Source organism: Nostoc sp. C052 (genome assembly GCF_013393905.1).
Classification (GTDB): domain Bacteria; phylum Cyanobacteriota; class Cyanobacteriia; order Cyanobacteriales; family Nostocaceae; genus Nostoc.
The window spans coordinates 3,220,652-3,233,849 of sequence record NZ_CP040272.1; the positions used below are offsets into that span (position 1 = coordinate 3,220,652).

7 protein-coding genes and 1 pseudogene are annotated in these 13,198 nt (G+C 40.1%); 5 read left to right on the forward strand and 3 right to left on the reverse strand.

Features of this window, described 5'->3' with window-relative positions; all coding sequences use genetic code 11:
* Window positions 1-591 precede the first annotated feature (591 nt).
* On the forward strand, window positions 592-3,114 hold the full coding sequence (locus FD723_RS42140; protein ID WP_256875174.1) for a DUF4347 domain-containing protein: 2,523 nt from the start codon (window positions 592-594) through the stop codon (window positions 3,112-3,114).
* A gap of 443 nt (window positions 3,115-3,557) precedes the next feature.
* Window positions 3,558-4,733, forward strand: coding sequence for a deoxyhypusine synthase (speY, locus tag FD723_RS12930; protein WP_179065686.1), 1,176 nt, complete (start codon window positions 3,558-3,560; stop codon window positions 4,731-4,733).
* A gap of 112 nt (window positions 4,734-4,845) precedes the next feature.
* Here speY and FD723_RS12935 read toward each other — a convergent pair whose 3' ends face one another.
* From FD723_RS12935 to FD723_RS12945, 3 genes and pseudogenes are all read right to left on the reverse strand, one after another.
* Window positions 4,846-7,191: an adenylate/guanylate cyclase domain-containing protein gene (locus FD723_RS12935; protein WP_179065687.1), complete on the reverse strand. Its 2,346-nt coding sequence runs from the start codon at window positions 7,189-7,191 to the stop codon at window positions 4,846-4,848.
* 417 nt (window positions 7,192-7,608) lie between these two features.
* Window positions 7,609-8,754 carry a hypothetical protein gene (locus tag FD723_RS12940; protein ID WP_179065688.1) on the reverse strand — a complete coding sequence of 382 codons (1,146 nt, stop codon included), beginning with the start codon at window positions 8,752-8,754 and terminating at the stop codon, window positions 7,609-7,611.
* 406 nt (window positions 8,755-9,160) lie between these two features.
* Window positions 9,161-10,457: pseudogene (locus FD723_RS12945) on the reverse strand (IS4 family transposase); the annotation flags it as partial.
* A 362-nt stretch (window positions 10,458-10,819) separates the two neighbouring features.
* Here FD723_RS12945 and FD723_RS42155 point away from each other — a divergent pair.
* The 3 genes from FD723_RS42155 (at window position 10,820) to FD723_RS12960 (ending at window position 13,091) form a co-directional block, all read left to right on the forward strand.
* Window positions 10,820-11,092, forward strand: coding sequence for a helix-turn-helix domain-containing protein (locus FD723_RS42155; protein ID WP_218651783.1), 273 nt, complete (start codon window positions 10,820-10,822; stop codon window positions 11,090-11,092).
* A 496-nt stretch (window positions 11,093-11,588) separates the two neighbouring features.
* Window positions 11,589-12,245: an HAD family hydrolase gene (locus tag FD723_RS12955; protein ID WP_179065689.1), complete on the forward strand. Its 657-nt coding sequence runs from the start codon at window positions 11,589-11,591 to the stop codon at window positions 12,243-12,245.
* A 69-nt stretch (window positions 12,246-12,314) separates the two neighbouring features.
* Complete coding sequence (locus FD723_RS12960) at window positions 12,315-13,091, forward strand: sulfite exporter TauE/SafE family protein (RefSeq protein ID WP_179065690.1); 777 nt, start codon at window positions 12,315-12,317, stop codon at window positions 13,089-13,091.
* Window positions 13,092-13,198: the final 107 nt, after the last annotated feature.

Genomic DNA, 13,198 nt, shown 5'->3' on the forward strand with positions numbered 1-13,198 from the left:
GTAATTAAACGCTGACTTTATCAAAACTTTAAGTAAAAAGTTTTTATTTTGATGAGATTACGCATATCACAAAACTTCAGTGCGTCCTTGTTAAATCCCCTCATTTATTTATAACAGGACTTACGCAACTGGCATAATGCGATCGCTAATTATTAGTACATAAATACTAATAGCCTACAAACATTGAACATACAGTCTGCTCAAAATCCCAAAAGGTTTGAGTCTTTTGATTGGGACTGGTGAAACAAAGGTAAGCGATACGAGCAGGCTGACCGTCAAATGAGTCATCCATTATGTACGTTGACTGCTCTAATTGGGACATTCACGAGTATTCTCAGTAAAAATACTGTTGTAGTAAACAAACTGATAAATTTAATATCAAACAGGCTTTTCAATCTCAGGATATTCTCAAAAATAAAATTGTAGTTTTATACTAATCTTCCACTACTCCAGGGAAAGAAAAATAAGACCTAATTTTTCAAGTGGATATAAGGAAGGAGTTTGAGCTTTAATTTTTTAATAGAATCGCTGAGATAAATTTTTTTGAATTGCTCTTACTTACGTTAAACAAGTAGTTGTGAGAAATTTGTCATGTCTTTGAATCCTATAATCAGCAGTGCATCTACTCTGGCATATACAAATAGCTCTACAGTACAAATCCTGTTTATCGATCCTTTTGTCAGTGACGCAGAAATTCTTATCAAAGGAACTTTAAGAAGCGTTGAAACTATTATTCTGTCAGCACAACGAGACGGTGTAGAGCAAATTACAAAAGTATTAAAACAACGCCAAAATGTACAGACAGTTCACATTGTTTCTCACGGTGCGCCAGGATGTCTTTATTTAGGTAATAGCCAACTGAGCCTTGATACCTTAAAAGATTATGCGCCCCAGTTACAGGGATGTTCAAGAGAAAATCTCAATTTAGTTTTATACGGTTGTAATGTTGCTGCTGGTGATGCGGGAGAGGAATTTCTCCACAAACTACATTCCTTAACCGGTGCTAAAATTGCCGCTTCCGCCACAAAAACGGGTAATGCAGCGTTAGGAGGAAATTGGGATTTAGAAGTGAGTGTGGGTGAGATTACACCCCAACTGGCTTTTAATCATCAAGCAATAGCAAATTATCCAGGTATATTAGGCTCCACAGTACCATTTGATGTCTCATCAGTATTAAATGTTGATGTCATTGTTAACCGTCCCGAAGGAGTCACTGACACCAACCAAACGCCGATTGATGGAGCCAACTATGCTTTAATAACTCAATCCTTCGCTACTTTTGCTAATAGTACTTTGGGTAATGGACTCCCAGATGACGGATTTTTTGGGGCTACTAATTTTAATCCAGATATTCAACTCAGTTATAGAAACAGTGACAACGGTAATAATGCTCGTCTAATTACAACTTCCACTGGGAGTTTTACGTTTAATGTTTCGAGCGGTCAGTATGCTTATGTGCATCTGGCCTTAAATTCAACGGAAGCAAGGAGTAATGTCCGCTTCACCTTGAACTATAGTGATGGTACAACCCAAACAACTAATAGCCAAACGATTCCAGACTGGTATGAGGAAATTACCCCATCAACAACGCTCTACTATTTAATTGATGGCTTAGACCGCAGTAAGGCTGATGGGACTGGCTTTGAAAATAGTAATGATGCGGCGATATTTGGGTTAAGGTTGTCAGCGGATACAACTAAGACACTTGAAAGTATCACAGTTGAGAAAACAGCTTCGGCTGGGTATTTAGCCTTTTTCGGGGCGACGGGAGAGTTAAATACTCCACCCAGTTTACAAAATGCGATCGCCGATCAGACAGCTCAAAAAGATACAGCTTTCAGCTTTACTTTTGGTGCTGATACCTTCAGTGATGCAGATACCGAAGACATCCTCACCTACACTGCAACTCTGGAAAATGATGAATTACTGCCCACTTGGTTGAACTTCAATCCGACTACCAATACCTTCAGTGGCACTCCTACGAATCAGGATGTAGGTAGTCTCAACATCAAAGTTACCGCTACAGATAGTGCTGGAGCTACGGCCACTGATGTGTTTACACTCACGACGGTTGCCCTGGAGACTCCTACAATTCCTACTGTCCAGTTTCCCCTGTTGACAAATATTACAGCGGATATCTTTAGTGTCAAGACTAACACGAACAATCAAGGTGATAAAGGAAAACTTTCAATCAAGATTAAAAACAATACCTCTGACAAGGTAAATGAACTGGGTGTATTTACCGTTGACGATGAAGAAGGTAGAATTAATGGCATAGCTCCTGGCACACAAGGCTATACGCAAGCGGCTCTTTCGCGTTCAAGGGTGATTTTGTCCACCCTTGCCAATCTACCTAATGGTTTCAATCCCACAGACCTGATAAATATATTAGAATTTGACTCTGATACCAAACTGAGATTTTATCTGGTATCCGACAGCACTACTCAAGCTATACTGTCCAGAAAAACCTCTTTGTCAAATGTCTCCTTTTCCTCAAAAATAACTAACAATACCCAACAAGAAGAAGGGTTTTCTCTTAACTTCCAAAATTTGGTTATAGATATTCAGCCAACCAATGAAGAGACATCTTTAGGCACTGCTCTGCAAGGTAAATATCAAGGCGAACTGATTGATTTACGGAGTGTAACAGAACCAATAACAGGTGAATTTATAGTCAATAGAGAAGCAATATATAACAACTATGTTGGCTTCTATAAAATCGCTGATGAAAATGGTGGAATTGACACTAACGGTGATGGACAGGCTGACATTCTTGTTGGACAAGCTGGTTACACTCAAGCTGCTGTGCGTAGCCGTGTTGTGGGAATTGATTTGACTGTGAACAATCAAGCTACAGTAAATTACACTGGCACTTTCGAGAGTGGTTCTTTGTTTGCACCATTTATTATTGTTAATGCTAAACCCGATGCCATTGAGAATGGTAATGCGAATACAGATGTTTACTTCTCATTCTTAGGTGCTAACTCAGATAAAGTAGATCATATTCGACTGTTGGGAAATAACAGTTTTGGTTTTGAAGATTTAGTAAATGGTGGTGACAAAGATTACAACGATATGATTGTGCAAGTCAAATTAACAAACAATATCGTGTAATTTTATTTTAGTCAGGACTTACGCAACTGGCACAAATAATAGCGGGTTCAGGTACTACATCACACAAAAATTTAATTCAAACCAAGGACATATGAATATCTGGGCGTTTGAGTTGCTGAATCAAATAATTAGAAAATAATTTATGCTTGATTTGATAAATAATCTGACCAGTTTGATAGGCTAAAGACTTTAATTGTGCCAACTGCGTCAGTAATATAGTATTTATGTACTAATGATTAGCGATCGCATTGTGCCAGTTGCGTAAGTCCTGCATAGGTCTGATTCCCCCACTTCTTACAAGTGGTTCTCGAATTGATTGGGTCGAATCCCTATTTGAACTTTCCCCCTTGCTCCCTGCTCCCTTCCCTCTTTTTCATGCTGTCACTTTGGCTCAAAGCTAGATAACATTGATTCGGGCGTGTTTACTGTTCGGGAGTGCCAAAATGTCTAAACAGCTGGGTCAAAAAATCGCACCCACACCTATATCGAATGATATCAATGTGGTGGATTTGATCGATCAATACTTCACCGCTTACAACTCAGCGCGGTTACGGGAAATCTGTCAACTACTGAGTCGCGATGTGCTAACGGAAGGTGTTACGGTGGGAGTTAGCCTTTCCGGTGCGATGACGCCAGCAGGATTTGGGGTTTCAGCGCTTGCACCCTTAATTCGCAACGGCTTTATTGACTGGATGATTAGTACTGGTGCAAATCTTTACCACGATATGCACTACGGATTAGGTTTTGAACTTTTTGCTGGTAATCCATTTTTGGATGATGTGAAACTGCGCCAAGAAGGCACTATTCGCATTTACGACATTATCTTTGGTTACGATGTGCTGCTAGAAACTGATGCGTTTATCCGCAAAATTCTCCAAGGAGAAGCATTTCAAAAGCGGATGGGAACGGCTGAGTTTCACCATTTACTAGGTAAATATGTCCGAGAAGTCGAAAAGCAATTGGGTGTGCAACATTCTTGTTTGTTAGCTACAGCTTATGAATACGGCGTACCGATTTATACGTCTTCTCCAGGAGATAGCTCAATTGGGATGAATGTGGCAGCTCTAGCATTGGAAGGTTCGCAGTTAGTGATAGATCCATCAATTGACGTAAATGAGACAGCAGCGATCGCATATAATGCCCGTGAATCAGGAGGTAAAAGTGCAGCTGTAATTCTCGGCGGCGGTAGTCCTAAGAACTTTTTACTACAAACTCAACCGCAACTTCACGAGGTTTTAGGACTAGAAGAAAGAGGACACGATTACTTTGTGCAGTTTACCGATGCGCGTCCAGATACAGGCGGTTTATCTGGGGCAACCCCATCGGAAGCTGTCAGTTGGGGTAAGATTGACCCAGATGAGTTACCTAACACAATCGTTTGTTATACCGATAGCACGATCGCTTTACCACTAGTAACAGCGTATGTGTTGAATAAATGCCAACCTCGTCCCCTGAAGCGTATTTACGACAGGCGAGAAGCTATTTTAGATAAACTGCAAAAAGACTATCTAGCAGCCAAAACCCAACCATCAGATCGGATTCCAGCAGTAGTTGCTGAAAGTGCTTCACAGCAAACAGCGACTTATCCCTGTGGTCGGCTGATTCCCAATACTCACTAGGAAAGAGGCAGGGGGCAGGGAAGAAGCAAGGGAGCAGGGAGCAGGGAGTAAGGGAGAAGAGTTTTCCCCTCCACACCCCGCCCCTCTGCCTCTTTTCAATGCCCAATGCTTCTCATGCCTTGCGTCCAATTAATAAATAAGTTGTCATCTTCTCTTTGCCTTTAACTTTGATTTCACCCCGTTTTTCAAATAAAAATTCATTACACAAGGATTTATAAATATCTTCTGTTACCTGGATTTTACCAGCAATACCTTGGGATTCCATACAGCTAGCGATGCTTAGTGTGTCTCTCCAGAGATCGCAAGTAGACGACTCGTTTAGATCGATTTCTTCTGCCACTACGGAACTGCTATGGATGCCGATACGGATGCTGAAGTTTTGGTTATTCTCAGTATTGAAAAGAGCGATCGCAGTTTGCATATCCAGTGCCATAATAGCGATCGCTTTAGCACAATCTTGGTGGGGTGTGTGCAAGCCGCCAACTACCATATAAGCATCGTTAATAGTCTTGATTCTCTCTAAACCATGTTTTTCGGTGAGGCAATCGAAAGCTGAGAAAATTGGGTTGAGTAAGTTAACTAGTTGAATTGCACTCATAGAAGCAGCAATTTCGCTAAAGCCGATGATATCTGCAAATAAAACTGCGACATCAATGAAGTCTTCGGCAATACTAGCTGCTTCTTCTTGAATCTCTTGGGAAATTGCTGCTGGCAAAAGATTTAGCAATAAACGTTCGGTTTCTTCTTGCTGTTGGCGCAGCGCTGCTTCAGCGGCTAGTCGCTGGGTGACATTACGAAAAATGCCGCGAATCGCAACCGGATGACCTTCGACAAATTTACAGTTAATGTTACCTTCTAGAAAGATTGTTTGACCATCTTTAGTAACGAATGTAGCTGTTACTTGCCCAAGCTTTTCTCCTGATAGCACGCGATAAAACCTTTGCAAACAGTGTTGTTTAAACTCTGGATGTATAATATCGAAAACACTCATGTTCGCAATTTCAGCTTCGCTATATCCCAGAGTTTTTCGCCAAGCGCGATTAACATACAAAAAACGTCCATAAGCATTGACAGCTTGAATCAAGTCATTAGCATTTTCAAATAAATCTCGATATCGTTCTTCACTTTCTCTAAGAGCATTTTCTACTTGTTTGCGTTTGATAAACTGGGCGATTTGGCTACCAATAGAACCCATCATTTGCAAGAGGTCTTTATCTTTTGGTTGTACGTCCCGACTGAAGAAAACCATCACTCCTAAGATTTCATTATCATCTAAGATCGGGAAGCCAAAAGCTGCGTGTAATCCTGCCTCAGTCGCAGCTTGCGATCGCCTTTTATCTCCATCTTCTGTGATATCTTTAATCCACAAAGGCAAACGTCTAATCCAAATTCGACCAGGTAAGCCAGCGCCAGGGGTATAGGTAGTTTGCCACGTGATTGCTTTAAATTCTCGGACAGAAATCAATCGACTTGACCAAATTTCCACACACCTTAGTACTGCATTAAAACTATCTCCTGGTACTGAAGTGCCAATATATTGACTTGGTGTCCAAAGTTCGGCTAAATCCCACCCTAGATTTTGACAAATCGACTGCAAAATTTGCGGAATTACCTGCTTGATACTTTGAGATTCTGATAATATCCGAGTGATAGCATATTGGGCACTTGTACGCTGTTCTCGGTGCTGCCAAGCAGTAATATCTCGACCAATGTAGACAATATCTTCTAGTCCTTCTGTTTTTTTTGCAATCACTGAACAAGAAAAAGCAATCAACAGCTTTTCTCTAGTTTTTGTTCGACAAACTACCTCTAGATTCTGTAATTTTTGCTTCAAATAAGAATGCTGATAAATAGCTTTTAGTAATATCTGATTATTGTCAATAATCAGTGATATTGGTTGATTAATTAATTCTTCTTCCCTAAAACCAAATAGCTTTTGAGCCGCATGATTAATTCTTTTTATTTTTCCTGTGTTACTTGTTACTAACAAAGCATCTGCCATTGAAGTGATTACCTGTTCCATGTAGTTTTCACATGAGATTAAAGCACTTGATAGCAGATTCGTTTCATTAGCTTGCTGTGCTAGCTTTTGCTTTAAAACAAGCCTGTCGGTAACATCTTCAATCAGGATAATTAATTTATTTTCTTGCTGTTCGCCGATAATATATATATCTATATATACATAAAGATTATGCTCTGAATATCGTTCAACTGCTGGTAATTCAAACAGTTCTTGCTCTCCTTGTAGAAGAGATTTCAGGATATTTTCAAGTCCTCTCAACTCAGGAAAACTTAGCCGGATATCTTTTCCCCGAATCACGTCCTCAGGATGTTCTGCAAATCGTTGTACTTGCTCGGATGTATCGATGATGCAGAAATTTTCATCAAGTTCCAGGCGTTCAAATTTAAGGGGAAAAGAAGGTTTATTAAAAATCCGGTCTAATACTTGGTCTTTCATTATGGTATGGAAACAGACTTTAGACTTATCTTTAAAAGAAAGATTTAGAAGAAATAGGAAGTGAGTTACACCCGTAGAGGCAATACCCTGCGGGAAGCCGCTTTTCGTCTACATAAATTGCCCCTACACCTTGCTTAAGTAAGTGGGCATAAATAAGCTCGCGTAATATTTTGAATGTATTTCTTTTGGATGATTGACAATTGAATAGAATAGTGGGCTTTTGAAGATTTGTACTCAATAGTGGTCTTCATCTTTAACTTTAACAAAATAGAAGTTGCTAGAATTCAGAATTGAATTCTAGCGACTAACAGATAGCGCAGCATTAGCGAGTATTTTCGAGTCGCGTCTTGATTCTGACTCCTGTTAGCGGTAGCGGGGCGTTTAGCCCATTCTGACTCCTGACTTCTGAATTCTTCTTCAAGATTGTGCGCTGGCTGCGAGTTGATTCCAGGCTTTAACTACTGTCTGTAAATTCTTGGGTAGGTTATTTTGAGAAATATCATTGTACTGAACCGTACCCTCTTGGCTGGTCAGAGTATAGGTGATATAATCAGCAGCACCGCTGGGGGCTGGGTAACTCAAATTCTTAAATTTACTAAACTTGGAACGTTCTAGCGATCGCACAAACTGTTTTACCTGTTGCACAGAAACGCGGCGAACACTACGCTCAGAATCATTGGCATCACCAATCCGCACGCGAATCAATCGCCCATCTTTGAGTAAAACAGTCTCATAGGTTCTGCCAGTAAAACCACCACTGGAGATTTGCCGAAAGACTATATCTCTATCTAAGGGTGGTGGTAACTCGCTAACTGGAATTTGTACAGGGGCCAGTGTACTTTCGTTAGCCTTTTGATTCAGCCTAAGTAAAGAACCTGTTTGATTGGTATGATAAAGCAAGGTTTGGTCAACTGCACCGACAACCACCCGCCAACCTGATACTAAAGCTTGAGTGCAGAATTCATCAGCATTAGCTAATTCTAAACAGCTATCTCTCCAAGTTTGCTGTTGAGCCTGAATGATCGTTAGCCGAGAAATTGGCTGTTGCAAACGTCTGGATGCAGCTTGCAAAATGGCATTTTTTACAGATGTGGGTAGTTGAACTGGCAGATTTTCTGAGGGAGTGTTTGCCGAAGCTAAACGTAGCGATCGCCCATTGTTATTGGTATGATAAATCCAGTTTTGTTTGCCATTAGATACCACAATTCGCCAACCCGGAATTAATGCTTGGGTACAGATTTCATCAGGTTGAGGCAGTTCTAAGCAACCATTGCGCCAAGTCTGTTGATTGTAGTCAATAATTTGCAGTTCTCTGGTTGAAATTCCTTGTCTACGGGCTAAATCTCGCAGTACTGCATTAGCTACTAGACGTGGCAAGCGGTTTGGTTTAATATTGTCTTTGAGGACTTCATTGCTTGTTGTAAAGGATAAGTTCGCAGAAGCCCCCACAGCACCTTTAATAAGTGTAAAGCCGCTAGCAACAGATAAAATTCCAGTCAGAATTAAAGCCGTGAAAACCCGTCCTTGATTGGTGATAAAGTAGTTTTTCAACATGAATTTCATATTAAAATAGAACAAAAAAATAGTATCCAGCTACTAATGGATAATAAAGCATATAATTCCAAAACTTCACGAGTCAGAATTAATTTAATATTTGTCTTTTGAAACAGATGTAAAAACAGACGCTAATATATTGATTGTTTGTTCCTTAATAATTTAGGAAACCGAAATATTAAGCCCTTCCTAGCAATTCTGGAAAGTTATGCTTGTAGATTCAGGGTAAAAATAGCTGATTTCTCTCGTTCCCATGCTCTGTATGGGAATGGCTGATTAGAGGCTCCGCCTCTAGTCAAGACATTGAGCCAGAGACTCAATGAATGCATTCCCAGGCTCCGCCTGGGAACGAGTAAAGCCTTATTAAGTTCATCAGTGAGAGGTTAGAGTGATTGCACTTTTGTCAAGAGGGTGCAGGAAAAGGGGATAAATCGAGCTTGGAGACTGGTTTTCGCAGCGCTTTAACAACTCCTAAATCTTGATTTTCTTTTGCAGCGAAGTACTGAATTGGGTCATCCGCTTTACCTCTTTCTTGCGCGACACTAAAATGGTATAAACCACGAAAAATCATCTCCAAAGAAATACGGTCGAATGGCAGAGATAATTCATCTGCAACCGCATCTCCCAAGTCAGCCAAAACAGCATAAAATAACCAAGTAGCCCAGACTTGTAGCTTGATACCATTAATAGAACCAGTCTATAAATAAGATAGCCCTAGCAAGCGTTTAACTGTGTAAAAAGCTTCTTCAACTCTCCACCTTCGGCGATATAAATCTGCAACGACATAGGGAGGTAATATTTTGGGGTCAAGGACAGAAGTAATGTAAGAATAGCTAGTAAAACCCAATTTTAATTTCGATTAAACGTAAAGTGAGAACTGGTGCGCCGCGCCGAACAGTACCTAGTTGAATCAATCGGTCTTTAATAGAATGGTCATAGCTAAAAATCTTTAAGTATTTAATAGATGCTTTGGCTTTTAAACGTGTAATAAAATGGACTTCTTGGTTAATGAGTTGTTGCAAGAATTGGAAATGATAAAAACCTCTGTCAAGTAAAATCAGAGTTTTAGGAGGCAGTAAATTTAATAATGCTACTTCAAAATTAGTGTCCGATGCTGCTGGATTAGTGTGAAACCAAACTTCGACAGGTAAACGATTAACCAAATCAATAACTGTACAAGTCTTCCCTGCTAGTTGCCCTGTTTTCAAGTGTTCTAGGCTTTTTAGCTTGCGGAATAAGGCTTCTAATGTAGATCCATCAGCTATCCAAACTCGTTCAAAATTAAGTAGTGCGAACTTAACACTGTTTGGTAATGGTCGTCTGATTCGTTGTTGCCAATTCAATTGTAACTGAGGTAGTAAATCTTTAAAAATGCGCTCAAATAATTCAGCAGGAAATACTAAAAATCTTTCTGATAACGATTGTTGAGTAACTTTAGTAACTCCACACCATAACAAACCTTCTCGTGCTAATAGACGATTTAACTCTTGAACGCCAGGAACTTGTCGCCATAAAAGTGTTAATACTGCTGCCACCATTAACGATAAATTCAGAGTTCTATCTCGTAATCCTAATTGCTTATAATATTTTTGTTGAGCAAAAACTACTGGTGTTAATAAAGCTTCTAAGTGTGAGGTGATCACTTCATTATCTATAGTAGGAGTATTATGTCGGTGTGGGTGGTCAGAGTTTCGTTTTGCTGTTTTAGGCATAGTAGTAAACTCAGCTTTTGATTTTCTGGTTTGATTACTGAATTTACCTAAAAATGTTGCTTAATTTTTGCCAAGTTATTCTGTCGTTACAATACTTTTTTTACCTTATTTAAGTTGTCAAGTACCTTTAAAATAAGTAGAACGAGGTGAAAAAACCAAACTATGTAAAGATAAGTAAATACGTACAATGTGTCTACAAAGGTAACAGCGATATGGGCAGTCGTTTAAGGGTATTTCTGACTAGAGAGCAAGATAGAACTATGCATGAACCTGAGAAGGGCAGATGTACCCCAGAAGGTAAAAGACAGAGCCGAAGTGATTAGATTGAGCGCACATGGTTGGTATGTAGAGAAGATGCACACTTGAACTGGACTGCCCAAACAGTAAGAGAAGTTTTGCATAGATGGGAAAAACAAGGTCTAGAAGGACTGTGGGAGAAAGCAGGGCGGGGAGGAAAATCAAGGTGGGCGGAAGCTGACATGGCGTTCTTAGAAAAATGCTTGGAGCAAGAACCACGTACATATAATAGTGTTCAATTAGCCCAAAAATTAGAGCAAGAACGCTCCGTGAAATTGAGTCCTGATAGGTTTTGGCAGGTACTCAAAAAAAGGGGGTCATTTGGAAGCGAACTTTGAAATTGTCATAAGGGGAAACAAGACCCGGTAGTACAGCAAATCAAACAGGCTGACTTAGAAATACTGGAATTATCTGCGGCTGTTGGCGAAATAGATTTAAAGTATTTGGATGAATCAGGATTTTGTGCTTGGAGCGAACCGAGTTACAGTAATGAATCCAATTGAATTGGAGTGGCAACACCTCAAAAAAGATGAACTTGCCTCGAAAACTTTTGAGGATGAGTACCACCATTGCCTATGCTGTCATTAATGGAGTTCAAACAAGAGGAGAAAAAGGAAACTACAGTACACAACGTGTAAAATTTAACTCAAATTCTTCTGCTTAATTGTTTGTTACATAGTTATCAATTTTCACCACGGCTTACTTAATGATAATCAAATAGAGGGGAGGGAACTAAATTTATTTTTACCCCCAATATATATATCGGGGGGATTGGGGTAATTTGACTTGTGTATACACGGTAGCCCCAAGGCATCGGGGAGGGGTAACGCGAATATGCTTATCTCCGCTATTCTTTTTGATCTTGACGGGACTTTGACAGATCCTAAGCTTGGCATTACTAGTTGCATTCAGTATGCGCTCTCTGAACTCGGTTACAGACCACCGGATGCTGATGAATTACATTGGTGTATTGGCCCACCACTGAAAGATAGCTTTTCGCAATTACTCAATACCTTGGATGGCACAGTAATTGAACAGGCGATTTTACTTTATCGTCATCGTTTTGCAACAATTGGATTATTTGAAAACTCCCTTTATCCCCAAATTCCAGAAGTTTTAAAAGTTATTCGTTCTGCTGGCTATCAAACCTTTGTTGCGACTTCTAAACCATATATTTATGCGACGCAAATTATTGAATATTTTGATTTATCGTTGCTTTTCGATGGTGTTTATGGTAGTGAACTTGATGGAACGCGGAGCATAAAAGGTGACTTAATTCACCATATTTTATTAACAGAAAAACTTTTACCTTCTACTGTGGTGATGGTAGGCGATCGCTCACATGACATCATTGGAGCCAAGCGCCATCACATCGCTTCAATAGGCGTCATCTATGGCTATGGAACTGAGGAGGAATTGAAAGCTCATGGTGCTGACTTGATTGCCCATTCTCCAAATGATATTCTCAGACTTATAATTCGTAATTCGTAATTCGTAATGACGCTCGTTCCTCTCTACGGGACGCTACGAGAACGCTAACGTAATTCGTAAGTAAAAATAATGCCGCCATCATTAACGTTTATCCATAGCTTACTTCTGTTTAGTACTGCTTTTATTGCAGGTGGGTTAAACGCTGTAGCGGGTGGTGGAAGTTTTATCACATTTCCAACTCTCATCTTTACAGGTGTAGCCCCGATCACAGCTAACGCCACCAATAATACTGCAATTTGGGTGGCAGCTCTCGCCAGTGCTGGAGCATATCGTCAAGATTTGGGCATCGAGCGGCGAGATTTTGTACTTCTATGTGGCGTCAGTTTAGTTGGTGGCATGATTGGCTCCATCGCCTTGTTGTATACATCGCCAGATATCTTTAAAAAGCTGATTCCCTATCTATTGCTGCTAGCAACAGTTGTGTTTACCTTTGGCGAACCGTTCAAAAAGTGGTTGCAGCGTCGAAACCAGAATACATCACCGGAATCTGTACCCTTGTTTAATTTGGTACTGGCTCAACTAGCGATCGCCATCTATGGCGGTTTCTTTGGCGCAGGTTTAGGGATTTTAATGCTGGCAACTCTGACCTTTTTAGGTATCAAAAGTATCCACAAAATGAATGCTTTCAAGACATTTTTAGGGAGTTGTATCAATGGTATTGCGATCGTTCCATTTATTTTTGCAGGTGTGATTGCTTGGCATCAAGCTATTTTGATGGCAGTCGGTGGCTCTCTTGGTGGTTACTTAAGCGCCCATTATGCTCGTAAACTTGAACCGCACTTAATTCGGAAATTTGTCATGATTGTTGCCTTCAGCATGACTGCCTACTTTTTTATTCACGGTTAAAACCATTTATTGGTGAAGTTGCGCCAAGCCCTTTTAACTTCTTTCTTTCTTTGTGTTCTTTGCGTCCTTTGCAGTTCGTTTTTTTCTTATACTTAAGTCCTAATACG

Coding starts and splice junctions, on each gene's coding strand:
- FD723_RS42140 (WP_256875174.1), top strand. CDS start 592: ATGTCTTTGAATCCTATAATCAGCAGTGCATCTACTCTGGCATATACA.
- speY (WP_179065686.1), top strand. CDS start 3,558: ATGTCTAAACAGCTGGGTCAAAAAATCGCACCCACACCTATATCGAAT.
- FD723_RS12935 (WP_179065687.1), bottom strand. CDS start 7,191: ATGAAAGACCAAGTATTAGACCGGATTTTTAATAAACCTTCTTTTCCC.
- FD723_RS12940 (WP_179065688.1), bottom strand. CDS start 8,754: ATGAAATTCATGTTGAAAAACTACTTTATCACCAATCAAGGACGGGTT.
- FD723_RS12955 (WP_179065689.1), top strand. CDS start 11,589: ATGCTTATCTCCGCTATTCTTTTTGATCTTGACGGGACTTTGACAGAT.
- FD723_RS12960 (WP_179065690.1), top strand. CDS start 12,315: ATGCCGCCATCATTAACGTTTATCCATAGCTTACTTCTGTTTAGTACT.